The 26,684-nt window shown below is 57.6% G+C and carries 19 protein-coding genes; 14 read left to right on the top strand and 5 right to left on the bottom strand.

From position 1 onward, the window contains the following. Positions 1-94 precede the first annotated feature (94 nt). From EYB53_RS19250 to EYB53_RS19260, 3 genes are all read right to left on the bottom strand, one after another. Positions 95-2,062, bottom strand: coding sequence for a glycosyltransferase family protein (locus EYB53_RS19250; protein WP_135480021.1), 1,968 nt, complete (start codon positions 2,060-2,062; stop codon positions 95-97). Positions 2,063-2,564: 502 nt separating this feature from the next. Next, positions 2,565-3,767 carry a phosphoglycerate kinase gene (locus EYB53_RS19255; protein ID WP_135480022.1) on the bottom strand — a complete coding sequence of 401 codons (1,203 nt, stop codon included), beginning with the start codon at positions 3,765-3,767 and terminating at the stop codon, positions 2,565-2,567. Positions 3,768-3,867: 100 nt separating this feature from the next. Beyond that, on the bottom strand, positions 3,868-4,536 hold the full coding sequence (locus tag EYB53_RS19260; protein ID WP_135480023.1) for an HAD hydrolase-like protein: 669 nt from the start codon (positions 4,534-4,536) through the stop codon (positions 3,868-3,870). A 228-nt stretch (positions 4,537-4,764) separates the two neighbouring features. Here EYB53_RS19260 and EYB53_RS19265 point away from each other — a divergent pair, with 228 nt between their 5' ends. The 5 genes from EYB53_RS19265 (at position 4,765) to EYB53_RS19285 (ending at position 10,166) form a co-directional block, all read left to right on the top strand. Continuing rightward, a complete protein-coding gene (locus EYB53_RS19265; protein ID WP_167857484.1) occupies positions 4,765-5,751 on the top strand; it encodes an AAA family ATPase in 987 nt (328 codons plus the stop codon). 2 nt (positions 5,752-5,753) lie between these two features. Continuing rightward, on the top strand, positions 5,754-7,181 hold the full coding sequence (locus EYB53_RS19270; protein ID WP_135480024.1) for a VWA domain-containing protein: 1,428 nt from the start codon (positions 5,754-5,756) through the stop codon (positions 7,179-7,181). A 142-nt stretch (positions 7,182-7,323) separates the two neighbouring features. After that, the gene (locus EYB53_RS19275) at positions 7,324-7,725 is read left to right on the top strand and encodes a hypothetical protein (protein ID WP_135480025.1); all 402 of its coding nucleotides are present in this window, start codon (positions 7,324-7,326) and stop codon (positions 7,723-7,725) included. Between the two features lie 130 nt (positions 7,726-7,855). Continuing rightward, positions 7,856-9,121, top strand: coding sequence for a glycosyl hydrolase family 18 protein (locus EYB53_RS19280; protein WP_135480026.1), 1,266 nt, complete (start codon positions 7,856-7,858; stop codon positions 9,119-9,121). A gap of 10 nt (positions 9,122-9,131) precedes the next feature. Continuing rightward, on the top strand, positions 9,132-10,166 hold the full coding sequence (locus EYB53_RS19285; protein ID WP_135480027.1) for a hypothetical protein: 1,035 nt from the start codon (positions 9,132-9,134) through the stop codon (positions 10,164-10,166). Positions 10,167-10,352: 186 nt separating this feature from the next. Here the strand turns inward: EYB53_RS19285 and EYB53_RS19290 are convergent, their stop codons facing one another. Beyond that, the gene (locus EYB53_RS19290; protein ID WP_135480028.1) at positions 10,353-11,594 is read right to left on the bottom strand and encodes an aminotransferase class I/II-fold pyridoxal phosphate-dependent enzyme; all 1,242 of its coding nucleotides are present in this window, start codon (positions 11,592-11,594) and stop codon (positions 10,353-10,355) included. A 356-nt stretch (positions 11,595-11,950) separates the two neighbouring features. On the opposite strand from EYB53_RS19290, the gene EYB53_RS19295 reads away from it, so the two are divergent. The 3 genes from EYB53_RS19295 to EYB53_RS19305 all read left to right on the top strand — a co-directional run bounded on the left by EYB53_RS19295 (position 11,951) and on the right by EYB53_RS19305 (position 14,515). Then, positions 11,951-12,871: an MBL fold metallo-hydrolase gene (locus tag EYB53_RS19295; RefSeq protein WP_135480029.1), complete on the top strand. Its 921-nt coding sequence runs from the start codon at positions 11,951-11,953 to the stop codon at positions 12,869-12,871. A gap of 9 nt (positions 12,872-12,880) precedes the next feature. After that, complete coding sequence (locus EYB53_RS19300) at positions 12,881-13,912, top strand: ketopantoate reductase family protein (protein ID WP_135480031.1); 1,032 nt, start codon at positions 12,881-12,883, stop codon at positions 13,910-13,912. Between the two features lie 111 nt (positions 13,913-14,023). After that, positions 14,024-14,515, top strand: a complete 492-nt coding sequence (locus EYB53_RS19305; protein WP_135480033.1) for an NUDIX domain-containing protein — start codon at positions 14,024-14,026, stop codon at positions 14,513-14,515. A gap of 96 nt (positions 14,516-14,611) precedes the next feature. On the opposite strand, the gene EYB53_RS19310 is transcribed toward EYB53_RS19305, so the two are convergent. Then, complete coding sequence (locus EYB53_RS19310) at positions 14,612-17,260, bottom strand: diguanylate cyclase (protein ID WP_135480035.1); 2,649 nt, start codon at positions 17,258-17,260, stop codon at positions 14,612-14,614. A 270-nt stretch (positions 17,261-17,530) separates the two neighbouring features. Between EYB53_RS19310 and bchM the strand changes: the two genes are divergently transcribed. The 6 genes from bchM (at position 17,531) to EYB53_RS19340 (ending at position 26,653) form a co-directional block, all read left to right on the top strand. Then, positions 17,531-18,211: a magnesium protoporphyrin IX methyltransferase gene (bchM, locus tag EYB53_RS19315; RefSeq protein WP_135480038.1), complete on the top strand. Its 681-nt coding sequence runs from the start codon at positions 17,531-17,533 to the stop codon at positions 18,209-18,211. A gap of 112 nt (positions 18,212-18,323) precedes the next feature. Further along, positions 18,324-22,157, top strand: a complete 3,834-nt coding sequence (gene bchH, locus EYB53_RS19320) for a magnesium chelatase subunit H (protein WP_135480040.1) — start codon at positions 18,324-18,326, stop codon at positions 22,155-22,157. Positions 22,158-22,181: 24 nt separating this feature from the next. After that, positions 22,182-23,540, top strand: coding sequence for an oxygen-independent coproporphyrinogen III oxidase (hemN, locus tag EYB53_RS19325; protein WP_135480042.1), 1,359 nt, complete (start codon positions 22,182-22,184; stop codon positions 23,538-23,540). 158 nt (positions 23,541-23,698) lie between these two features. Further along, positions 23,699-25,396, top strand: coding sequence for an ABC transporter substrate-binding protein (locus EYB53_RS19330; RefSeq protein ID WP_135480044.1), 1,698 nt, complete (start codon positions 23,699-23,701; stop codon positions 25,394-25,396). Between the two features lie 13 nt (positions 25,397-25,409). Further along, a complete protein-coding gene (locus EYB53_RS19335) occupies positions 25,410-26,339 on the top strand; it encodes an ABC transporter permease (RefSeq protein ID WP_135480046.1) in 930 nt (309 codons plus the stop codon). Between the two features lie 2 nt (positions 26,340-26,341). After that, positions 26,342-26,653, top strand: coding sequence for a hypothetical protein (locus tag EYB53_RS19340; protein WP_135480048.1), 312 nt, complete (start codon positions 26,342-26,344; stop codon positions 26,651-26,653). The last annotated feature ends 31 nt before the right edge of the window (positions 26,654-26,684 follow it).

Below are 26,684 nucleotides of genomic sequence, written 5' to 3' on the forward strand. Positions count from 1 at the left end.
TTTGCGTCGACGGGCGATATGGGTCGGTGGCATGGTGGCGTCGGCGTACACGCCGACGCTGACAATCAGCACCGACCACGCGACCCTTCCAGCGTCAATTGGCAGCATGACCGTGATAGCTTTTTCCTAGCAATACACCCAGAAACACGACAACAAGTGCGGTGATAATGGCAATTGCTCCTAAAAGCCAAGCATCTTTCAAAATGTTCTCAACGACCAAGATATTAAAAGCCTCTGTGATATTAAAAGATGACAAAGCTGATATATCTAGTGAACCATTTAATGTTATTTCGTTGAATTTAAGAGAATTTTCTGTTAAGGTTGTATAAGGCAATATGACCATGCTTGTGTTATTGTTTTCAGTTTGAATTTTTACTGTTGGTGTCTCATTATCTTCAAAAACTATTGCCTTATCAAACACAAAATACAAAGCCTTATTCTCAACTTGCTCAGCGATACTCCTTGACGCACAGTTTAGTGGTTCCTGATTCATATCATTGTTTTGGTAGACACACACTTTGAGAACTGCCAATGGGTCTGCATCGACAAATCGTAAACGCACACCTGTCATTTCTTTTTGTTCTAAACCCAGTTCTTGGAGTACATAATCGTTTACGGTTAAGGTATGGTTTTGCCAGTTGTACCGATTAGTGTGACTAACAAAATCCCTTGAAAAAAACAAATTAGCGCCCAACATCAAGAGCATTATCGTTGTAGGCAGCGCCACACCGATCCACCATTGGGGCTTTAAGTCGAAAGCAACAAACTTCTCCTGATGCACCTGAGTAAGAACCCTTGCAGAAAACCAGATTGTCATCAGTAAAGCAGTCACCAAAAAAACATTAACGATGGGTAAAATCGTAATGAAGATTCGATAGAGATCAGGGTGAGCTACGGCCAATGCAGTGGGTAAATTGGGGACATTGAAAATCGGTGCCAGATGAATTGGCAAAGCAACACCTAATTCTCGGTGTTGATTTACCATCATTAGTGCAAAAGTAAGTTGCACCAAACCCCATGCAAAGATTAGTTTTGGAAATCTACTGATCGCTCCAATTAAAAGAGGTGTAATCCAAATTAACCAGTAAAATGGCACCGGTACCCAGAGAAACACAAGGGCTATGGAAACTAGACTAGCAAACCAGACCATCCAAGGTAAATGGTTAGCTGGATTAATGATCAAGTGCCCGACTAAGATAACATATCCAAGCAAAAACGGAGATACGCTCATGCCGAACAATTGAATTTCTCGGAAAATTTGTGTGCCTTCTGGATTGAGTAGTACTCCCTTTACAAAAGCTGGGGTGGTGAGAAATGGTAATAGGGATACTCCGAAGATAAAACACCCTAAAAAGAATAAACTAAAACGTTGCCACCAACGCTTCTCAATCATCAACACCAAAGGAGCAAGCAAGAACAATGGATAGATTTTGAAAGAACCACCTACGCCTAAAAGAAGACAAGACAAAATCGCCCACTTATCAAGCACTCGGACAGATGGAACTTGGCTTTGAGGCGTGATTTGTGTTGCTTTTGAGGCAGCGTAAGTGCCTGCTACAGCAAAGGTGGTCGCATAGATGTCATTTTGCCCCATCATAAAAGCAGTATAAATAACCGTTGGCGACCAGGCCCACAATGCTAATCCAACGCGACCGCTGGTCTTATAGAGAATATATCCAATGACCAAATCAAAGGGGAGGTATGCGGCCTTAAACAAAAAAACATACCTCGCGGGGTGTGAAACTTGCCAGACAGAATCCCAAGCTGTCAAATCTACCAGACCCATTTTTTCTAAAAACTCCAACCAACCAGCCGTAAATAAATAAAAGCCATAAGGGTAGGGTGCCCAAACCCCCGGGCTGTGCATAACGATGTCTCCGAATTTTTCGTAAAGAAAGGCGTATAAATTGAAATGCCCCTGATTAATATAGTGGGTCATCCATGGCATAAACATTACATCATGTTGCCCTGTAATTGGCATAACCATGATGCGAAGCATATAGCCTGCCGCAATAAGCCAAAACCAAGGCGATTTCGAGACAATGCTAATCGTTCTTTTCATTACGGCTATTTTGGCTATCTAAAACGGGCGTCAAGCGTGTCATTCCCCGCACGCTTGGCCTGTGGAAGAATAAAAGGTGTAGGCAGTGTATTGTGGTTGCCTCTTCGTAACCAATGTGCGAGGCAACGTGGGAGACGGGATAGCAAAACCACGAATACAGCGCTTTCTGTGGCAGACATCGGGGTTAATAGGAATATGAGCAAGAAGTCCGTCGGTTATGGACACTTGCGCCATCGGTTCCTTCCAGCAAAGGAGCGAAGGTACGACTATTGAAATGTGCAGCACAGTATAGCATACAATGGCAGTCAAATTCGTCAATACGTATGTGACTAAATCACGCATCACAAGATTGAACGGGTGTTCGCACGCTCAGTTGCTCGCCGCTCGAACGCCTCCCGTTCGGATCGTTAAAAGATACTATTGGAACACATGAAAGCGCTGGCCTCTGGCCAGCGCTTTCATGTGTTCTAATAGTATGAACTGTATGCCTAATCGGTGAGGCTCAGCGATCCTGAAGCGCCGCGATCCCAGGCAAGCTCTTGCCTTCGAGCAATTCGAGCGAAGCACCGCCCCCGGTCGAGACGTGCGACATCTGGGCGGCGAGGCCGGCTTGCTCCACCGCAGCGACCGAGTCGCCCCCGCCAACAATCGTGATGGCACCACCAGCGGCGGCTTCGGCCATCGCACTGGCAATCGCCCGTGTTCCACTCGCAAACGGGTCAAGCTCGAAGACGCCCATCGGCCCGTTCCAGATGACCAGTTGCGCGGCGGCGACTTCACTGCGATACTGCTTGGTTGTCTCGGGGCCAATATCGAGCATGCGCCAGCCTGCGGGGATGGCATCAACACTCACCACCTTCGTGTTGGCCTCGGCGCTGAACGCATCGGCAATCACGGCATCAACTGGGAGCAAGAGGCGCACATTGGCTGCCTTGGCCTTGGCGATCAACGCCCGCGCCGTCTCAACGCTGTCAGGCTCGATAAGCGAATCGCCCATCTCTTTGCCTTCGGCCAGCAGGAACGTATTGGCCATGCCACCGCCGATCAGCAGCGCATCAACCTTGCCGAGCAGGTTGTCAATAACCCCGATCTTATCACTGATCTTGGCCCCGCCGATGATCGTCACAAAGGGGCGTTTCGGTTGTTCCAGCGCCCCGCCGATATACTCAAGCTCTTTCTCCATCAGGAAGCCGGCGACGGCAGGCAAGTGGTGCGCCACCCCTTCGGTGGAGGCATTGGCACGATGAGCTGCACCAAAGGCGTCGTTGACAAACACATCACCCAGGCGGGCCAGTTCTGCGGCCATCCCGGCGTCATTCGCCTCTTCACGTGAGTCAAACCGCGTATTCTCCAGCATCAAGACCGTCCCAGGCTGCAGCGCCGCAGCGGCAGCCTCGGCGGCCTCGCCCGTCGTGACTTCGGTTTTGCGCACTTCGTGGGCCTCGGGCAGCAACTCAAAGAGGCGCTCAACGACTGGGCGCATACTATACTTTGCATTGACCTTGCCTTTGGGTCGTCCCAGGTGTGACATCAACACCACCCCATTGGCCCCTTGCTCTAACAAATAACGGATTGTCGGCAACGCGGCGCGAATGCGGGTATCATCAGTGACACTGCCCTCACTATCCTGAGGCACATTAAAGTCTACGCGTACCAGGGCACGCTTGCCATTCCATTCGATATCACGGACGGTCTTTTTATTCATCAGGGAAGCTCCTTCTGCGGTTTCTCCCAACGGTGAGTATTGTAGCATATTTGCGATGGCTTTCGCGGGCGTGCGCCCGCGAAAGCCATCGTGGCAAAGCCTAGCGGTCTTCTTTGTTGCACAGTAGATCCCGCAGATCGGCGACGCTGTGGACGAGGGCGTGAGGGTTGGCTTCGGTCAGTTCGTCCAGCGTGCCGTAGCCGTAGGTGACGGCAATACATGGCAGGCTGTGCGCGCGTGCGCCTTCGATGTCATAGACCGTGTCGCCAATCATGAGGCTCGCGCTGCGTTCGGTTGGGCTGAGTAGATCGAGCACCGCGCCAATGACTTCGGCTTTGGTGCCAATGCGATCGTCAGGGGTCGAGCCAATGATGGCGACGAAGAAGCGCGTTAGGCCAAAATGATCGAGAATGCCCTGCGCCGGGATAATGAATTTCGAGGTTGCAACATAGAGGCGGATGCCGCTTGCTTGCAATTCGGCGAGCAACTCGGGGATGCCTTCGTAGAGTTGGTTCTCGTACATCCCGATAGATAGATACCGCTCGCGATAGATGGTGACGGCCTCTTCCGCCAGCGTGTCATCGCCAAGATACGCACGTAAACTGGCGCGCAGGGGTGGCCCGATCCAACTGCGCAGCGTCTCAGCGTCAGGAAGGGGCTTCCCCAGGGTGTTGAGCGTATGGCCAAAGGTGCGGGTAATGCCCTCGTAGGGATCGGTCAGGGTTCCGTCAAGGTCAAAGAGCAGGGCTGGGTGGCGGGGCTGTCGCATAACTGTCTATTTCTCGAAAACGGGACCAGGTCTGGTCGAAGTTCAGCACACGCACGATGTGTGCGACTCATCCTTCTCACTATACCACCCGTTTTTCCAGGTGACAATCCTGCCGTTCCGATAGGCATCGTGGTATACTGAAAGTGTTCCCCCTCGATTCCTAGCTCTTCCATGCTCGCCAGGGTTGCCCTGCGAGTGGTGATCCTCAACAGAAAGGTGGCGTTGCGCATGCTCAATTCGATTACCGATGTGCGTGAGATCCTCGCGACCCAGCAGTATATTGCTTCCGACGAGATTTGTACGGCGATGTTTCTGGCTGATAAACTCGGCAAGCCGCTGCTCGCCGAAGGCCCCGCCGGGGTTGGCAAGACTGAATTGGCCAAGAGTTGGGCGCTCGCGAATGGCCGCGAGTTGATCCGTTTGCAGTGTTATGAAGGTCTCGATGAGACCAAGGCCCTCTATGAGTGGGAGTATGCCAAGCAGTTGCTCTATACGCAGTTGCTGCGTGAGAAGCTGAGCGATCTGCTCGGTGATTCGCGTACCCTGCGTGAGGCCGCCGATCGCCTGGCGAACGAAGAGGATGTCTTCTTCTCCGAGCGTTTTCTGCTGCCACGTCCGCTGCTCCGCGCCATTACCAGCGACCAACCGGTGGTGCTGCTGATCGATGAGATCGACCGCGCTGATGCCGAGTTTGAAGCCTTTCTGCTTGAGGTGCTCAGCGATTTTCAGGTCAGCGTCCCGGAACTTGGCACTCTCAAAGCCAAACATCAGCCGACCGTTTTGCTCACCTCAAATAATACCCGCGAGTTGAGCGAGGCCCTCAAGCGGCGCTGTCTCTATATTCATATTGATTATCCTGACCTTGAGGCCGAGTTGCGCGTGATCCAGTTGAAGGTGCCCGGTCTTTCCCCGAAATTGGCCCGCCAGGCCATTGAATATGTGCAACGTCTCCGTAAAATGGATCTGAAGAAACACCCGAGTGTCAGTGAAACAATTGATTGGGCCCGGGCTTTGCTTGAACTCAACAGTCGGCAGATCGACAAGAGCACCCTCGATACGACGCTGAACGTGCTGTTGAAGTATGAAAGCGATATTCAACGGGCCAAACGTGCGCTGCAAGGCGGTGAGCGTGGTGACCGCCCCGAGCGCCCCGAGCGCGGTGATCGCCCGGATCGCCCGCGGAACCGTTATCCTGGTGGTGAATGGAATAACTAAGTATGGATCGACGTATCACTGAATTTATTGCCGCCCTGCGGGCCGCTGGTATCCGGGTCAGCCTCGCTGAAACGGCTGATGCGATGCGGGCGATTGAGCAGGCAGGGATTACCGATCGTCGCCTCTTTGAACTGGTTATGCAGACGAGTCTGATCAAGGATGCGAAAGATTTTACGACCTTCCGCGAGCTCTTTCCACTCTATTTTGGCAAAGAAGCGCCCCCGCCGCTGCAGCAACCCGGCGGCGGTCAGCTTTCTGAGCAAGAGCATGAACAGTTGATGGAGCACCTCGCCCAGATGCTGGCGCAGATGAGTCCGGAACAACTGGCGCAACTCTTTCGCTCGATGATGACCGGCCAGCCCCTCTCGGCCCAAGAGATGGGCCAGTTGATGGATGGCATTGCGCCGCCGCATGTCTCGAATCCACGCTATCGCGATTGGATGACGCGGCAGGCCTTGCGTGAGTTGAATTTCAACCAGTTGAATAAGGCGCTCCGCGAGTTGCTTGACGCTCTGCGTGACGAGGGTATGTCCGAAGAGGCACTGCAAGCGATCGAGCAGGCTGCCCGTGAAAACCAGGCCGCGCTCGCTGAACAGATCGGCCAGCAGGTCGCCCAGCAAATGGCCGAGCAGGCGCGTGGCGACGGGCAGGCCATTCCGCGTCAACGCTCCGAGAGCGAGTTGCTCGACCGGCCTTTTGATCAGTTGAATGAACGCGATGCGGACGATATGCGCAAGATTGTCAATCGCCTCGCGGCCCGTCTGCGCACACGCCTTGCTTTGCGCCAGCGTCGGGGCAAAACAGGTACCCTTGATGCCAAGACGACGATCCGTACCAATCAGCGTTTTGGTGGGGTGCCGATGGTTGTTCGCCATCGCAAGCGCCATCTCAAACCAAAACTTGTGGTGCTCTGTGACCGTAGTGTCTCGACCGAACGAGTGATGACCTTTATGTTGCTGATGGTCTATTCACTCCACGACCAACTGAGTCGCACTCGTTCCTTCGCCTTCATTGATCGCCTGCACGATATGAGCCGCTACTTTAACGAGGCTCGCCCCGAAACCGCTATTGCTCAGGTGATGGATGAGATCCGTCCAACACGCAGTTACAGCACGGATCTTGGCTATGCCCTCAGTGAGTTTGTCCGCGATCACCTGAGTTGCGTTGATCAACGCACGACCGTGATTCTGCTTGGTGATGGGCGCAATAATGAAAATGATCCGGGGCTTGCCGCGTTTGCCCAGATCTGCCGCCGTGCCCGACGGGTGGTCTGGTTTGCCACCGAAGAACAGCGGAAGTGGGGCGTCTACGATCCCGGCTCATTGAGTAGCGACATCTATAAGTACGCCCCGATGTGCGATGCGATGCTCGAGGTGACCAACCTGCGCCAACTTGCCGACGCGATTGACCGCCTCTTTGTCCGGGCGTAGGGGCACGGTGCCGCCGTGCCCCTACCGGAAGACGCCGTGCCCCTACCGGAAGACGGCCCGCCATCGGTAGGCGTCGGGGCGGTGGGGCGTTGGGGCACGGCGCCGCCGTGCCCCTACTTGCAGATGTGCGAGGATCTCACTCATGTTTTTCCTGGTGACTGAGGTGCATAACTTTGGCGGCTTTTTTGGTGGTGATACCGTCTCGTTGAGCGGCAAAGCCTGGCGCGATCCTGAGGCTGCCGAGCAGACCTTGACGATTGACGAGGCGGCCCTGGTCAACCTCATGGATCGGCACCTGGTGGCGGCGGGGATGTTGCTCGAACTAACCTTTGCCGGTGCGCGGGTCGAAGCAGCGGTTGTGCGGGGCGCTTCTGAGCATGCGACGTTGCGGCGCGCTCTGGGTGAACCTGAACTGCCTGCCTCCTTCTCCGGATTAACCCTCTTGAGTTGCCGTTGTGCGGCGTGCAAGCTCTGGGTTACGCCAGTGCGACGCGCTGAAACCGAGGTTTGTCCCCTGTGTGGGCGAGGGGTCGCGCTGCGCTAGCGTGTCTACATACGATACGTATCGACTTCGCCCCGCACGGGTGCGCCGCACGGCGCACCCGTGCGGGGCAACAAACCCTTGACACCTGCAAGACGCGACTCGTATAATGCAGGCGAAGGGAAAGAAGCTTATGCGTCGTCGCGTCTCATTCGTCTCGTTGCTCCTGGGTCTCCTCTATATGACCGCACTTGGCCTGGCAGGTGTGCTGATTTGGCAAACACTGATGCTGGCCCGTGCTTTGCCCGAGGTTCAGGCGGCTGCCGCAGAAATTGCGCTGGCAACGGCAACCCCGGTGCCGACAGCCGTGCCCATGATTGTCTTGCCAACCCCGGTGCCGCCGACCCCGATGCCAACAACTGAAGTGCCTGATCCAGGCCCGGTCAATTATCATCCCAAGAGTGGCCGCTATATTATTGCCTGGTTGCCGCCCCTCTTTGAAGGTGGCGCACGTGATTCCTTTTTTGCGAATGCCGATATTATTGATGATATTAGTCCGTTCTGGTACTCGACGGATGCAAGTGGCCGCCTCTTTGGCACCCGCAATGACGATCTGGTGCGCATTGCCCACGAGCATAATATCCGCATCATTCCGTCGATTCATAATGTGACGGCAACGCCTGGTGTCGTAGCCGGGGTGCTGCGCAATCCGGCCATCCGCGCCCGTCATGTCCAGCATATTGTTGATGAAGTGCTGGCCCGTGGCTACGATGGCATTGATATCGACTACGAAAGTCTCGATCCTTCGCTGCGCGCTGATTATACGGCGTTTATTGTCGAGTTGAGTACGGCCTTACGTCAGCACGAGAAGCTCTTGACCGTGGCTGTCCATGCCAAGTCAAGTGATTTCGGTGGACTTGGTGGCTTTCAAGATTGGGTCGCCATTGGCCCCTATATTGACCAGTTGCGCATCATGACCTACGATTATCACTGGCGTGGCAGTGGCCCCGGGCCGGTTGCCCCAGCCTACTGGATCAATGCAGTGGCTGAGTATGCGCAGTCGGTCATTGATCCAGCCAAAGTCTTGATCGGGGTCCATTTCTATGGCTATGACTGGCCCCCATCTGGGCGGGCGACCGCACGTACCTGGCGGGTGATCGAAGAGATTATTAATTCCCAGGGGTCAACCGTCAATTTTATGGAACGCAATAGCTCTGGGCCAGTCGAAGAGAGCTATTTTTCGTATCGCAGCGCCGAAGGTACGCGCCAGGTCTGGTTTATGACCGAGACCGGGCTTGGTTCCAAGATCCAGACGATCCAGGCGATGGATCTGGCCGGCATCGCGATCTGGCAACTCGGCTATGAAAAACCTGAATACTGGCGCATTGTGCGCGAGAGTATGGTCAAAGATACGGCGCACGTTCAGCGGGCGTTGACCCCGCTGATCCCCGATCATTAAGCATGGAGCTATGGCACCCATCGTGGAACCTGAAGTCAAGGTTGATGTTACTGAAGCGCTCCATCTCTATGAGCGCGGTGTGGCGGCGGCTCGTGCCGATAATCGGCGGGTTGCCGCTGGCTTCTTGACCCGTGCGTTGCGCCTCGATCCCCGCAACGAGTCGGCCTGGCTCTGGTTGAGCGGCGTGCTTGATGATCCCCACGAGCGTGCTTTTTGTCTGCGCTCGGTTCTTACGCTGAATCCGCACAATACCCACGCTCAACGCGGTCTGCGCTTGCTCGAAACACGCGGCCTCCTCAATGGGCAGGCTGATAAAGCGCCTGCTATGACGCTCCCTTCACTTCCCGTGGAAACCAAAGAGCGCCCGGTTGACCGTGATGCCTGGTGGATCAATTGGCGTCGCTCGAACCGTGAGTGGAGCCGGAGCCGCCTCCTCTTTTGGATCTTCCCGATTATTCTGCTCGTTGTTGCTATTGGTCTCTACCAGAGTTTTGTGGTAGCTGTCGAGCGGAGTGCGGCCGTGATTGTTGCGCCTACTGAAGATGTGGCAAGCGTGGCGCTGTTTGTGCCGCCACCCGTGCCAACCATTGAACCGGTGCTCGAGGCCGAGCCACTAGCCGTCGTTGAAGGCCTGACTATCGGCTATCTGGGGGCACTCGAGAGCCTGCGTGCCGATCTCCGGGTTGCCACCGAGACCTATCGCGAGGCGACGACCATGCTTGCGGGTGGTTCCGTCGGGGCGGTTGCCGCGACCCAACGTCTGCGTGCGACTGTCGCTTCTTCACGTGAGGCCATGAGCCAGTTGCGCCCCCCCGGCACGTTGCAGCCTGCGCACGATGATTATCTAACCGGGCTCAATCTGCAACTCGAAGGCCTCGATGCCGTGCTCGATTTTTATAGTGGCTACGATGTGGCCAACGCGAACCGCGCCGCGCAGCGCTTCCAGGAAGCCCGCGCTTACCTCGAACGTGCGCAGGCCACCTTTGCCGCCGAAGCACGCCAACTCGCCGATCTCAGCAGCACAACCGCCCAAACCCCACGGTAGGGTCACGGCGCCGCCGTGCCCCTACCCCCTAGGGCAATTGCATCATACGAAACCGGATACAACAAGACGCTCTATCAGGGCACCCGCAAGGGGTGCCCCTCCAGGCCGAGGGCCGGATCCGGTGTACGGGCACCCCTTGCGGGTGCCCTCGCGGGGTGCATACACGGAAGATGCAATCACCATGCCCTACCCCCCGACGGGAAACCGCACCGCCGCAAGACGTTCGCCGGCGGCACGCAGCGTTTCCAACTTTTTAGCAAAGCAAAAACGGGCCAGCAGAGGCAACGGTTGACTGCCCGCATGCGCTCCCCTCGGCGCATAAAAAGCCGAAGGCGGGATCGCCGCAACCCCGATCTCGCGGGTCAACCAGCGACAAAAGGCACCATCATCGGCAAAGCCTGTGCCACTGAGATCCGCCATCACAAAATAACTGCCTTCGGTCGACAATGTCGGTAGGCCAGCCTCGTGCAACAGCGTTTGCAAGAGCGTATAACGCTCAAGGTACTCGGCCCGCAGGTCCTCGTAATAGCCATTGGTGCGTGCCGTTTCAAGCGCTGCCGCCGCCGCATCTTGCAAAGGCGTCGCGGTCGCAAATGTAATCCACTGATGCGCGGCCCGCAACGCATCGTTGAGCGCCGCCGGCCCAACCGCATACCCGATCTTCCACCCGGTCACACTGAAGGTCTTGCCAATGCTATTGATCGTCAGGGTACGCTCCCACATCCCGGGTAGGCTCGCAATGCCCTGATGCTCGGCGTCGCCAAAAACCAGTTGATCATAGACCTCATCCGCAATCACAGTTACATCATACTCAATGCAGAGCGACGCAATGAGCTCGAGTTCAGCCGGGCGAAAGACCTTGCCCGTTGGATTATGGGGCGTATTGAGCATCAAGATCCGTGTGTGTGGGGAAAAAGCCGCCCGCAAATCCTCAGGATCAAACCACCACGCATGCGCAGGTACTCCGGTCAGCGACGAAGCTTGCCCTTCCCCCGGGGGATGCAGCCGCACATAACGGGGGACTCCGCCAGCCATCGTTACCGCAGGCACATACGCATCATAGAATGGCTCAAAGATTATCACTTCGTCACCAGGATTGACAAGCGCTTGAATTGCCCCAAAGAGCGCCTCGGTGGCCCCGCTGGTCACGGTGATCTCGCGGGCGGGATCAAACGCCTGGCGTCCCTGAGCCTGCCATGTGGCCGCCACCGCCTCACGCAGCCGGGGCAAGCCCTGATAGGGGGCATACTGGTTCAAATCGGCCTCGACCGCCGCGACCGCCGCCGCTTTCACCCAGGCTGGTCCCGCAAAATCCGGGAACCCCTGTCCCAGATTGACCGCGCCACACTGAACGGCCAGCGCACTGATTTCGGCAAAAATCGTGGTTCCAAAGCCACGCACACGCTCGGCGGGGTGACGACTGCTCATAGATACGCTCCTGCTCTTGAGGGTGATGAATTGTGCTGTATGGTACCATATCCCCCACTGCGATGGTGCTAGAGGGCCACGCCAGCTACCCGTACGTATGCCTCGGCAACGTGCCAGCGCACCGGTTGACGCACGGCGTCTACCGCGACGTGACGGATGAGGCTACCCGTACGTATGCCTCGGCAACGTGCCAGCGCACCGGTTGATGCACGGCGTCTACCGCGACGTGACGGATGAGGCTACCCGTACGTATGCCTCGGCAACGTGCCAGCGCAGCTGGCACGTTGCCGAGGCAATTCACCTTCACCACAAGGTAGCGGTTGGTCAAACCGCTACCTTGTGGTATCATCATACCCATGAATACACAAACGTACCCTCACGGAATCCTGACCCTCGATACGCTCCATCTTGGACGGCCAGGAGTTGTCGCGACGTATCTGTTGCTTGGTGATGAGCCTGCGCTCGTTGATCCCGGGCCCGCCGGTACGCTGCCAACGGTAGAGGCGGCCCTTGCGCAGCATGATCTGAGCTTGCAAGATCTGCGCCATGTTATTCTGACGCACGTTCATCTTGATCACGCTGGGGCTACGGGCACGATCCTCGCGCAGAACCCCCACGTTCAGGTGCATGTTCACGAGCGTGGGGCGCCGCACTTGATCGATCCGTCCCGCTTGGTCAAGAGTGCTGGCCAGCTCTGGGGCGATCAGCTCGAGATGCTCTGGGGGCAGACAATTCCTGTGCCGCCAACGGCGATCACGACCCTGGTTGGCGGTGAACGGCTCCAACTTGGCAAGCGTGTATTGCATGCCTACGATGCTCCTGGGCATGCCAAGCATCATCTCGTCTGGTACGACGAGGAGAGCGAGGCGGCGTTTGTCGGCGATAACACCGGTGTCCGCCGTCAGTTGCAGCCCTTTACGCGCCCGGCAACCCCGCCACCCGATGTTGATCTGGTTGCCTGGCAGAGCACGCTTGATCTGATTAAAGGCCTGCGCCCCCAGTGGCTGATGTTAACCCATTTTGGGGCCTATCCTGATGTCGAGTTCCACCTGGCGGATGTTCGTGAACGGTTGCTGCGTTGGGGTGAACTGGTGCGCACCGGTTTGACCAGTGGCAAGAGTGAGGCTGAGCAGCTTGCTGCCCTTGAAGCCCAGGCGCTTGCCGAAGCCGCGAGCCTCGATGACACCGAACTCGCCGCTCTTACGCAGCAGTCGGGCGCAGTCGAGTTAAGCTGGCTTGGTCTGGTGCGCTATTGGCAGAAACAGGCTGCCTCTTGAGGGGGAACCGTGGCTATCGTGATTGTTGGCGGTGGGGCCATTGGCCTTCAGGTGGCTGGCCGGTTGGCTCTGTCCGGCAGCGAGTGCGCTGTGCTGGCACGCTCGCAGACAGTGGCAGCCCTGCTTGATCAAGGGTTGAGCATCACGCTGGAAGGTGAGACGCGCCGGGTGCGCGTCGATGCGGCTGAGGCAACCGATGATTTACTCGCGCCGTATCAGATGCCCGAGTTGGCGATTGTGTGTGTCAAGGGCTACGATACGTCCGGGGTGATTCCAACGCTGCGTGCGCTCAAACCCGGTCGGATCCTGACCCTCCAGAATGGCATTGGCAACGAAGAATTGCTTGCCGAGGCCTTTGGTCAGCAACAGATCATTGCGGGCAGCATTACCACCTCGGTGGAACTCCCTGCGCCAACCGAGGTGGTCGTGACCAAAGCCGGTGGGATTGGCCTGGCTGGGATGACCCCGGCAACACGGGTCAACCGGTGGGCCGAGATCTTTACTCAGGCCGATTTTCCCGTCGAATTGCACCCTGACTACCGCTCGATGAAATGGTCGAAAGCCCTGCTCAACATGCTTGGCAATGCGCAGGCCGCTATTCTTGATATGCCGGTGCCCGAGATCTACGCGAATTCGCGCCTGGTTCAGGTTGATCTGACCGTTGCGTATGAGACGCTGGCTGTGATGGGCAAACTCGGCATCCATCCCGTGAACCTCCCAGGGTATCCGGCCGCAACCATTGCGCGGTTTGCGCCGTTCATACCTGGCCCGATCCTGCGGATCCTGATGCGCCGCATGGTTGGCGGTGGGCGCGGAGGCAAAGATCCTTCGCTCTTGCGCGATTTGCGGGCTGGACGAACACGTTCCGAGGGTGAACAACTCTATGGTGCGGTGGCGGCGGCAGCAACGACAACCGGGATGTCAGTTCCTGTTACGGCGGGACTCTGGCGGATTCTTGGGGCGATTGTCCGGGGTGAACGCCCGTGGCAAGAGTTTCGTCGTCAGCCCGAACGCCTGCTTGCCGAGCTCGGCCTTCGGTAAGCAAAGGTTCCAAGGCTGTCTTATGGTGCTCTGCCCCCTGAAACCTTGCCTACGCTAACTTCGCGTATAATGCATTGATATGCTACCACCTGTGCTATCGGAGCCTGACATATGTATCGCCAGCATAGCTATTGCTCATTTTGCGGACGCCCTTTTCTTGACGGTCAGCGCTGGCCCCGTGTCTGTGCACACTGTAGCAGCACGACCTATCGTAATCCACTGCCGGTGGTCTTGATTCTGCAGCCTGTTGATGATGGCATTCTGGTCATTCGCCGTGCGGCAGCGCCTCGGCAAGGGCAACTTGCCTTGCCAGGCGGCTTTATCGAGATGGGCGAGAGTTGGCAAAATGCGGCGGCCCGCGAACTTCGCGAAGAGGCTGGCGTTACGGTTGCGGCGGAACAGATTACCGATTTTGGTACCCGCAGTACCCCCGATGGGTATCTCCTCGTCTTTGGCCTCGGGCCACAACTCCACGATAGTGACTTGTCACCTTTCCGGAGCAATCGCGAAGCCGAAGCCCGCCTGATCATCACCAATCCGGTCGAACTGGCTTTTCCGTTGCACACCGAAATGGTGCATCGTTTTTTTGCCCGCCGTTCCTAGTAGCGGCACGGCGGCGCCGTGCCCACCGTGCCCACCGTGCCCGCCGTGCCCACCGTGCCCACCGTGCCCACCCCCCGTCGGGGCACGGCGCCGCCGTTACGTCACTGACTGCTCGAGCGATCTGCTATTCGTTTCACCCCAGATCTGCACACAATTGCGACCAGCATCTTTGGCCGCATAGAGGGCTTGATCGGCCCGGCTGATCAGTTCATCGAGGTGCGTATTGTGGAGGCTTGTCTCCACGACAACGCCAATACTCGACGTGACCTGGATCTCGTGTTCATCGACCTGGACACGCAGGCTTTCGATCGCGTACCGAATACGCTCAGCCACGCGGGCGGCTCCTTCAAAATTGGTACTGGGCATCAAGACAGATAATTCTTCCCCTCCATAGCGCCCAACAAGATCGTCGGCCCGTACGCACGTCTGGCAGGTCTGGGCAACACTCTGTAAGACGCGGTCGCCTGCCTGGTGCCCATAGGTGTCGTTGATGAGTTTGAAGTGATCAAGATCGAGCAAGAGCAGCGCAAGCGGCTGGCGTTGTCGCCGTGCGGTCAAGATGGCCTGCCACATCACGGCGAAAAAATGGCGCCGATTCGCCAGGCCCGTCAGCGGGTCGGTCGTTGCGAGCCGTTCGACTTCGGCAAAGAGCGTACAATTCTCCATTGCCGTCGCCACATGCGAGGCAAGCAGATCAAAGAGGGCCAGATCATCGTCACTATACGCAGAAGCCTGTGGGTTATGGATTACCATCATGCCGATGACATCCTCGCGCCCATGCAGCAGCGTGGCAAGCATGGTGCGGCTCGTGAGCCTGAAACCCGGGAGTTCAGGGTGGAACTCGGTATCATTGAGATGGGTGAGGCACCAGGTTTGACCGCGAGCTAGCAGGGTTTCGGCAAAACTATTGGCAAAGGCATAACAACCGCCTTCGCGACTCTCACGCGGATCAGCGATATAGAGATCGCAAACCTCGCTGCACCCGAGGTCAAAACGGCTGATCACGAGGACTTCAGCAGCCAGGAGGCCCTCGACAGCACGATAGACCTCGTGGAAGAGGGCTGCGGGGTTGGCGCTATGGGCCGCAATCTGGCGCGCCGCCTGTTGCAATTCGGTCAGGCGGCGCTGCATGCGCACCTCACGCCCGTACATCTGGGCCTGTTCAAGAGAGACCGCGACGTGACTGGCAAACATCCGCCCGATACTGGCGTCTTCTTCGGTGAAAAAGTTCGGTTGCTGACTGTCAATCGTTAGAATGCCGATCACTCGCTCGCCAACAATCAGGGGCAAGGCGAGCCACGAGCGAATGATCATATCCGGTGGATGGGTAAACTCAGGATGTTCTAGTTGGGTGTCGGCCAGTCGGATCGTCTCGGACCGCTCGTAGATCGCCTCTTCATAACTCCCTGGTTTGATCAGAAAACGCAGGCCCTTGACCTGCGCTGGATGGGCAAAACCGCGGCAATCGAAGATTTCACTGTATTCGCCGCAGCGGAGTTGCACCGATGCACCGTCATAAGGCACCACGTGGGCCAGTTGCTCCATCATTCGGCCAACGGCTTCGTTGGCATCCAGGGTAGCGGCTACCGTGGCGACAGCTTGCCGTAAGGTTTCGACCTGATCGGCGCGCTTCCGGGCCTCTTCATACAGGCGGGCATGCTCAAATGCGAGTTCGCGAAAGGCTCCTTCGCTCTCACGTAGCGCCTCGTTAGCTTCGGCCTGCGTCGTAATATCGCGCAGCACGACCAGCATCCCTCCGACCCTGCCCCAACGGTCGTGCAGGCGCGTTATCACGGCTTCGTAGAGCACCCGTTCGCCGCTGGCTTCTGTATGGCTCAGGTTTGTGACGAATAGATCGCTGTTGTTCGGCTTCGTCGTGGGTCCCAACTCTGGGAGCAGGCTCGTCAGGCTGATGGGTAGGCGCTGTTTCGCCCCCAGGCGCTCGTATGCCTTTTGATTCATCGCAACGACCTGGTTGTGCTCATCAAGAATGAGGACGCTATCAGGCAACTTCTCAAAGAGCATGTCATAGGCAATGGGCATCAACTCAAAGAGCCGTTTATAAAAGATGCTCCAGCCCATAATCGGGTAGCCAACAAGAAAACTGATTGGTGAAACCTCAAAGTCGGGGATGGCTGGCACGGGGACAATCTGCATCACGACCAGTAGCGAGATCATGGTGGGCAAGAGCAGGCTCAAGGGCAAGGCCCAGGCTTGCAGACGGGCATGGCGGGTTGCCTTCGCCGCAGCCTCGGCAAGAATCAGAATGGCTGCCCCAATTAAGAGGTATTGATAGCTCGTGATGACCCAGAACCACGGTCCGTAGCTGTAGAAGAGCCAGGGAATGGCACCATCAGTCAGCATCGTAACATTGGTGCGTACGAGGCTGTGGAACGCATCCGACCAGATGAGCAGGATATTGAGGAACGGAATGATCATCAGCAGATAACGGACCCGACGGGCTAGTTCTTGACGGCCAGTATAGCTGAGCGCAAAGAGCAAAGCCCCCACAACAGTCACGTCAACCGCGAGAAAGATCAGGTTATCCCAGATGATCTGCCCCGTGAGGGTAGGGGTGACGGCTTTGCTGAGGGCAAAAGCTGCCCACGCGCTCTGACCGCCGAGCATTAAGCTAAACGAGACTGCGCCGGGCATCGCCCGGTGGCGTAGGGCATAGATGGCCAGTAAAAAGGCCACGATGGATGATACGGCAAGAAGGAAAATGAGTATGCTATCGATTGACATGGCCTCAACCCTGGTTTGTCAAGACTATGTCTATTGTAACATATGGCCTTTACCACAGCATAGTTCCTTGTGAAAAAAGGTCTTTATTATGAATAGTAGCAAGCCTTAAACATTGTTTTACCTCATCAGAATGGCAAATAACGCCTGAGGATGAGCCTTGCACAGGTTTTGCATATACACATGCAATGTTGACTATAGTGCTATAATCTTGTTGCACGAACGTAGTTTGCAGTCTGCACTACGTAATCTGTCTGGAAGTGTGGGTGGTCTATGGATCTGGTTCGGCACAAGGCTCAGTTGCGCCAGTATTTCAATGGGGTAGGTTTTGAACGCTGGTCGGCAATTTATGGTCAAGCCGAACTTTCGCCGATTCGACGGTCGATTCGGGAAGGCCATACCACCATGCTTGCCGTTGCCAGCCAGTGGCTCGACGCAACGGCCATGTCGGCTGATGCGACGGCCCTTGACGCAGGTTGTGGCACCGGGCTCTTTACCCTGGAGCTAGCCCGCCGTGGTTTTCAGGTCACGGCGACTGACCTGGCCCCTCAGATGGTCGCGGCAACTGCCGAGGCCGCAACTCAGGCCGGTCTCGCTGAGCGGGTTACGACTCGGGTCGCCGATGTCGAAGAGTTGCAGGAACGCTATGATGTGGTTGCTTGTTTCGATGTGCTCATTCACTATCCAGCCCAGCCCTTTGCCTTGATGTTGGCCCAGTTGGCCAATTGCTGCGAACAGACCCTCCTCTTCACCTATGCACCTCACAGTACCCTGCTCGCCGCACTCCATCGTGTTGGTGGGTTCTTTCCCCGCAGTCAGCGTCGCACGACCATCCAGATGATCCCTGATGCGTTGGTGCGCTCAACACTCGCTGATGCCGGAATGAAGGTGTGTCGTGCCCAGCGCATTAGCTGTGGCTTCTATCACGTAACTCTGGTGCAGGCCCAGCGCTAGCCGGGTCTCCGTCGGATTAATATACCTTTTCAGGCGAAATAATCATTGGCTTAGAATGTTGCCGTAGTTCACAGTCTGAACTACAATCATCCTTTCGGGGAAGGGTTTGCGCATGCGGATTATCTTTCTCACCATTGATGGCAATCACGCCGCGGCTCTGCACGCTGCCGCTGCCCGGATCAAGGCCGAGCACGGCGTTGAGGTGCATGCCGCCTGTTACGACGCCGCTTCGCTTCGCGATGAGTCGGGTTGGCAGCGCCTTGAACGTGATCTCAAGGGGGCTGCCTTTGTCTTTGGGGCACGCCTCTTTGGTGAAGAGTATGTGCGTCCCCTCGAGCGTTTGCTTGGCGCGGCGTCGTGTCCGGTGCTGGTTATTACGTCCAATCCGGCGCTGATCCGCATGACCCGCCTTGGCAAGTTTAGTCTCGCCCCGCAGGCAGAGGAGTCGGGCGGCATGCTGCGCCAGTGGGTTAAGAAGTTGCGCCCTCAGGGTGGGGCCGGCGAGGCTCGGCGCCAACTGGCGGTGCTGCGTAACCTCAGCAAGGTGCTCAAGCTCATCCCCGGCAAGGCGCGTGATCTCTATACCTATATTGTTGCGCATCAGTACTGGACGAATAGCTCGCCCGAGAATGTCTATCGCCTGGTCTGTCTCTTGATCGAGGCGTATGTGCCAGGCTATAAGGGCAAGTTGCCGGTGCTCGATCCCGTGACGTATCCCGACCAGGCGCTGATCCATCCTGATGCTCCGGCACCATTTGCGACGCTTGAGGAGTATCAGAAGTGGCGGCGTTCGCTGCGAGGCAACAAGCGGGTTGGTGAGCAGGGTCGCGTGGGAATTCTGGCGATGCGTACGGTGGCGCTTAGTGGCAATACGGCTCACCTTGATGCATTGGTACGCGCACTTGAAGTTCGTGGCATCGAGGCGCGGATGGCCTATGCGACCGGCCTTGATATGCGGCCAGCCATTACGACCTTTTTCCAGGCCAATGACTACGGTAAGGCAAAAAGAGGTGCCCCTGCTACCAATGGACACGCCGCGACCGTCGATCTCTTGGTGAATGCGAGTGGTTTTGCGCTGGTCGGTGGCCCCGCCGAGAGCCGCCCCGCCGATGCCCGCGCTGCGCTCGGCGCACTTGATGTTGGCTATCTCGCGCCGGTACCGCTGGCGTTTCAACGGGTGGAAGATTGGCGTAATGATTGGGCCGGGCTGACACCGGTGCAGGCGGCGTTGAGTGTGGCGGTGCCCGAACTCGAAGGGGCCGCTGATCCGCTGGTCTATGGTGGGCCAACTGCGGCTGGCGATGGCTTTGTCCCGGCGATGGCTGAGGTTGAGTTGCTCGCCGGGCGGATCGCTCGCCGCGTGGCGCTGCGCCGTACCCCCAACCATGACAAACGGCTTGCCCTGGTGCTCTTTAGCTTTCCCCCGAACCTTGGCAACCTTGGTACCGCCGCTTACCTCGATGTTTTCCGTAGTCTCCATAAGCTGCTGCAGGCGCTCAAGGAGGAAGGCTATCAGGTGGAGGTGCCTGAGGATGCCGAAGCCCTGCGCAATCTGGTGGTTGGCGGCAATGCGCTGGCGCACGGGGCTGATGCCAATGTGGCGGCGACCTTCCCTGTCGAACACTATATGCGCCTCTTCCCCAGTTATACCGAGATTGAGCCATGCTGGGGGCGGGCACCGGGTGAGTTGTTGAACGATGGGCGACGCTTCCGTATCCTCGGGCGGCAACTGGGCAATATTTTTATTGGGGTTCAGCCGCCGTTTGGCTACGAGCGTGATCCGATGCGGATGCTGATGGCCCGTGATGCGGCCCCCAACCATGCTTTTGCCGCCTTTTATACCTGGGTTCGCCATACGTTTGATGCGCATGCGGTGGTGCATATCGGTACCCACGGGGCGCTCGAATTTATGCCCGGCAAGCAGGTTGGCCTCGGTGCTGATGATTGGCCTTCACGCTTGATTGGCGAACTGCCCAACTTCTACCTCTATAGCGTCAATAATCCGAGTGAGGCCGCGATTGCCAAGCGTCGGAGTGCAGCAACGCTCGTGAGTTACCTGGTGCCCCCCTTGCAGCAGGCCGGTCTCTATAAGGGTCTGCGTCAACTCAAGGATAGTATCGACGCGTATCGCCAGCGGCCCGACTCCGGGATGCTCGACGTGATCCGTGAGCAGGCCGCTAAACTGGGCATGCAGCAGGCCAATGCGACCTTGCAGCACGGTGTTGGTGAGGCGCACGCGACGCTTGAGGTTGCGCCAGATACCTACCTGGCCGCGTTGAGCCACGAGTTGCTGCAGATCGAAGAGCGCATGATCCCTGCTGGCCTGCACGTCTTTGGTCAGCCCCCCGAACCAGTTGAGATGGTTGATCTGCTGAGTCTGACGGCTACCTTCCATCAGTTTTCGTTGCGGGGTACGCTCGTGACCTTCCCAGAGTTGATCGCCCGCAGTCTCGGCCTGGAATATGCCGCCCTCCGCGAGCGCCTGGCGACCGATCTTGAGGCACAGACCGATTGGCAGCGGATCGAAGGGCTTGCCAAGGACGCGATCCGTCGGTTTGTCGAGGGCGGGCCGTTTCACGTGCCCGGTATTCATCATCGTGATCTTGATCCGCTCGCTGATTTCCTTGGCGATTTGCTCAACCGGCTCAGTAGCGATAATGAACTCGCCGGTTTGTTGCACGGGCTCGAAGGTGGCTTTGTGACGCCATCGCCGAGCAACGATATTGTGCGTGATCCGTCGGTGGTGCCAACGGGGCGCAATGTCTATAGCCTCGATCCATCGCGTGCGCCGACTGCGCAGGCGGTCGAGAAGGCCGAGCGTCTGACGAATGAGTTGCTGGCTCGTGCCGTTGCTGATGCTGGTGCCCTGCCTGAAAGTGTAGCGGTGGTGCTCTGGGGGAGTGACAATCTCAAGAGTGACTGCGAAGGTGTGGCGCAGGTGCTTGCCCTGATGGGCGCGCGCCCGGTGCCTGACGAACTGGGCAACATCTCGGATGTCACCCTTATTCCGCTCATCGAACTGGGTCGCCCCCGCGTTGATGTGGTGGTGACGGTGAGTGGCATCTTCCGCGATCTCCTTGGACACCAGATGCGTCTGATTGACAAGGCGGCCCGTCTGGCTGCCTGTGCCGATGAGCCACTTGAGGGTAACGCGGTGCGGCGCCACGCGCTGGCAACCGCTGCCGAACTTGGCCTTCCTCTCGAAGAGGCCGCTACCCGCGTCTTTGCCAATGCGCCTGGTAGCTATGGTGCCCATATTAACCACATGGTCGAGAGCGGCTCGTGGGAGGATGACGAGCAACTGAGCGAGACCTTCCTCAGTCGCAAGGGTTTCACGATGGGCAAAGGTGGCGAGTGGAACGACTCGCGCCCGTTGCTCGAAAAAGCCCTCGCGAATGTCCAGGTCACCTTCCAAAATGTCGATAGCTTCGAGGTGGGAATCTCGGATATTGACACCTACTACGAGAGCCTGGGCGGCGTTACCAAGAGCATTGAACATCTGCGTGGCGAACGCCCCGCGATCCTTGTCTCGGACGCAGTCAGCACTGGGGCGAACCGGGTCGGCTCGTTAGACCAGATGGTACGCTTGGAGACACGGGCCAAGTTGCTCAACCCCAAGTGGTACGAAGCGATGCTGGCCCACGGGTACGAAGGGGCCCGCGAAATCGAGGCCCGCCTGAACAATACCTATGGCTGGAGTGCGACGACGAATGCGGTGGAGGGCTGGGTCTACCAGGGGGTTGCCGAGACGTATGCACTCGACGACGAGATGCGCGAGCGCCTGGCGAAGTTGAACCCGCACGCGGCGGCTGGCATGGTTCGCCGCCTCCTTGAAGCCAATGGCCGCGGTTTCTGGGACGCGGATGAAGCGACCATCGAGCGGCTGCGCACGCTCTATGAGGATCTGGAAGACCAGTTAGAGGGTATCGGAGTGGCGCAGGCATAAGTGGCCTAAGATGAGGAGTTTGTGATGAACCGTGTGCGCGTGACGCCTGAACAGATCGATCACTACAATAAGCCCGGCCCCCGCTACACCAGTTACCCAACGGTACCTGTCTGGGATCATACGTTTGGTGAGGCTGACTATCGTGAGGCCCTCGCTGCGGTTGCAACCCAGCCTGATGATGGACTCTCGGTCTATGTTCACTTGCCTTTCTGTGCCGAGCGCTGTGCCTACTGTGGCTGCAATGCAACTGTGACCCGCCACCCCCATGTGGTGGACGCCTACCTGGATCGTGTCGAGCGTGAGCTTGCGCTGGTGGCTCCCCAACTTGGCGGACGACGCCAGGTGGTGCAGTTGCACTGGGGTGGTGGCACACCGAATTTTCTGAACGAAGCTCAGACGCGGCGCTTGATGGCGATGCTTGACGAAGCCTTTCTTATTGACCGCAATGGCGAAGTTTCGCTTGAGATGGATCCTCGGATCGGTAGCCGCGCCCAGGTTGAACTCTACCGTGAGCTTGGCTTCAATCGGGTGAGCCTCGGTGTCCAGGATATTGACGCGCAGGTTCAGGTTGCGATTGGGCGGATTCAGCCTTTCAGCCAGACCGAGGGCCTCTATGAAGCCTGTCGTGAGCTCGGCTTTGCAAGTGTCAACGTTGATCTCGTCTATGGCTTGCCCTATCAGACTGCTACGGTCTTTGGACGGACGCTTGATGCCATCATCGGGTTGCGGCCTGACCGGTTAGCCTGCTTTAGCTATGCGCACCTGCCCCAATCGCGCTCCAATCAGAAGCAGGTTGATACCAATGGCCTGCCCGAGCCATACGCCAAGTTCGGGCTCTTCCAGATGGCAGTCGAGCGCCTGACTGATGCGGGTTACGACTGGGTCGGAATGGATCATTTTGCGCTTGAGGCCGATGAAATGGCTGTGGCCGCCCGTGAACTCAGGCTGCACCGCAACTTTATGGGCTACACCACGCGCCCGGCGATGCACATGGTCGCCTTTGGGGTCAGTTCGATCGGTGATATGGCTGGCTACTATGTGCAGAATGATGTGGGCCTGGGGCGCTATCAGAAGAGTCTTGATGCCGACAAACTGCCGGTTGTGCGCGGCATGAAACTGACTGAAGATGATCAGCGGCGGCGAGCGGCGATCACTCATCTGATGTGCAACCTTGAATTGCCTTTTGCGATGGCGGCTGATGAAGCGATGCACGAATCCTTCTTGCGGGTGGCCGGTTATGCCGATGAAGGCCTGGTCATTGTCCATCCTGATCGGCTTGTCGTGACACCGCTCGGGCGTTATTTTGTCCGTAATCTCTGCATGGAACTGGATGCCCATCTGTCGCAGACGGCTGGTCGTCCGATCTTCTCCAAGACAGTGTAATGGTGCTCGGCCTGCCCCTTGCCGCAATGGGCAGGCCGCTTGCGCTCCCAACCATAGGAAGATCAGGCATCTTTGGGGAAGGTTGGTTGGACGCAGTGTTCGGGTGCCCCGACCTTCCCAAAAGATGTCACGGATAGGTGTCTAGTGTGGAGAGAGTTATGCGACCGTTTCGTCTGGTGTTATCGCTCGTTGTTTTGCTGGTGCTGGTAGCCTGTGGCAGTCCCCCGGTGGCCGCCCCGACTGCGGCCCCAACAGATGCTCCTGTGGCTGAACAGCCGGCCACAACCGTCCCCGAGGCTACCGTTGCGCCGACCGAAGTGCCTACGCAAGAGCCACAGGTGCAACCAACCGGGCCAGTGCGTGGTGGCTTTGTCACCCGTGCGTTGACAACCGAGCCAACCGGGCTTGATCCCGCAGGTGCGCAGGGTTCTGGTCAGAATGTTGTTTTGCCCTACCTCTTTGATACGCTCGTTGCGGCTGATGTGACGAACACAACCCAGCCGTTGCTCGCGGAGAGTTGGGAAGTCAGTGAAGACGCGTTGAGTATCGTCTTTACGTTGCGTGAAGGCATTACCTTCCACGATGGGACGCCGCTTGATGCGGCGGCGGTGGTCTACAGCTTCGAGCGCCTCCGTGCCCCTGATAGTACCTCGCCAATGGGTGCCAGCCTGAGTACCGTCACAACCATCGAAGCGGTTGATGCACGTACGGTGCGCTTTGACTTTAGCGAACCCTCGGCGGTCTTTTTTGCAACGATCACCTCGCCGTATGCCAGCATCGTGAGTCCGACGGCAGTCGAGGCGCTCGGCGAAGGCTTTGCGCAGCAGCCGGTGGGCAGTGGTCCCTTCAAGCTGAAAGAGTGGAATACGGGCATCGCTATTACACTTGAACGCAACGAGGATTATGCGTGGGCTCCCCCAATGGTGACGAATGAGGGCGCTCCTTACCTCGATGGCGCGATCTTCAAAGTTGTCCCTGATGCCTCGACCCAGTTGACGGCACTCCAGGCCGGTGAGGTTGATCTGATCTTCCTCAATTTGCCCGATCAGATTACTCGGCTTCGTCAGGACACCACGATCAATCTGCTCCCCCTGACGCTCAACAGTCTGTCCTATATGGGCTTTAACATGGTGCGCCCGCCTTTTGATGACCTGCTGGTGCGCCAAGCGATCTCGCACGCGATTGATAAAGACGTTATTGTCCAGGCTGCTGCCGGTGGTGAAGGTACGCCTGCCTTTGCGCCAATGGCTGTGACGCTACCCGGTTTTGACCCGAGTTTGCAGAGTGGTGAACTGGCCTATGACCCCGAGGCGACCGCAATGCTCTTGACTGAGGCTGGCTTTGTGCAGGGCAGTGATGGTTCCTGGAGCAAAGATGGGACGCCGCTCGCGCTGACGTTGCTCACCTTTACGCGCGCACCAAACCAGGATATTGCGACGGTTATTCAGGCTCAACTGAAGGACGTTGGCATTCCGGTCGAGATTCAGCAACTTGATGCACCGGCGGCCGGTCGGCAGGCGGTGGAGGGGCAGTATGACCTGTTGCTCTGGCGTTACGATTGGAATGACCCAGATGTGTTGAATATCAACCTCAGTTCGAGCCGGATTGGCAGCACGAATCGGGTGGCCTATAGCAACCCCGAGGTCGATGCGCTGCTTGACGCGGCCAGTCGTGAGCTTGATCCTGCGGCACGCGCCCAGATCTATGTTGAAGCGCAACGGCTGATTATGGCCGATGCTCCGTGGCAGCCACTCTACACTCCGGTGGATATGCTGGCTGTGCATGGGCGCGTCAATGATGTCGTCTTGTCGGCGATGGGACGGGTGTTGCTGAACGATGCCACGGTAGAAGAGTAAGAGGGTTGCGCTTATGCTGCGGTTTCTCGTCCGTCGTCTGCTTGGTGCCTTTGCGGTCTTGTTGGCCGTCAGTTTCTTCACCTTTGTGATGCTGGAACTGGCCCCTGGTGATGCCGCCGATACGCTGGTGGGTGAAACCGCCAGTGCCGAGCAGATGGCGGCGATCCGCAGCAGTATGGGACTGGATCTGCCGTTGCTGGTACGTTACAGCAACTTTCTGACGGCAGCCGTCTTTGAAGGTGATCTGGGGCGCTCGGTGATTTCAGGGCGTCCCGTTGGGATGCTGGTAGCCGAGCGGTTCAAGTACACGTTCGTGCTTGCGGTGACGGCAATGAGTGTCGCCGTTGCCGTTGGCGGTCTGGCTGGTGCCGTCGCTGCGGCGCGTCCGCGGGGTTGGTTTGATCTGCTGGTGATGGGTTTTATGACGTTGGGGCAGGCGTTGCCGACCTTCTGGATTGCCCTGTTGATGATCTTGGTCTTTGGCCTGCATTTGCGCTGGTTACCTGTACTTGGCGCAGGCACGCCACAGCATCTGATCCTGCCGACCGTCGCGCTGGCCTTGCCAGCGGCGGCGGTGGTGGCACGGTTGGTGCGGGCCAGTCTGCTTGATGTGAAGGGTGCTGATTATGTGCGTACCGCTCGTGCCAAGGGGCTCGGGCCAGTTACGGTCTGGGGGCGGCATCTCTTGCCCAATAGCCTGATGCCAGTCATTACGCTGATCGGGCTCTACCTTGGGCAGATGCTCGGCGGGGCCTTTGTGATCGAGACGATCTTCGGGTGGCCCGGGTTGGGGCGGTTGCTCGTGCAGGCGGTCTTTGACCGTGATCTGCCGGTGGTGCTGGGTGCGGTGCTGTTGATTGCGGTAATTGTCGTGTTCCTGAATGTGCTGGTAGATGTTGTCCATGCGTTGCTTGACCCACGCATTGGGCACGAGGCAGTCTAACGATGACAGTGCGGATCGAGCCAGGTCTCCATCAGAGTAAGCAGGCGCACGCTCCACTGCGCCGGGCGCTGCGTCGGGCGCGTACCCGGCAGCGGCGTGGCTTGATGTGGGCGCTGCAACGGTTGAATCTGACGGTAGGCGCGCTCTTGATCGGCACTCTCCTGCTGACGGCGCTCTTTGCGCCGCTCCTTGCGGTGGCCCCTCCTGATGCGATTGCTCCGGCGAGTCGCTTTCAGCCGCCCGGCCTGGCGCATCCGTTTGGGACGGATGGGCTCGGGCGGGATCTCTTTAACGCTTGGTGTGAGATCAGATGATCTACCAATCAATCAAATCTGCAAACGCCAA

The sequence above is a fragment of the Candidatus Chloroploca mongolica genome (assembly GCF_004762035.2).
Taxonomy (GTDB): domain Bacteria; phylum Chloroflexota; class Chloroflexia; order Chloroflexales; family Chloroflexaceae; genus Chloroploca; species Chloroploca mongolica.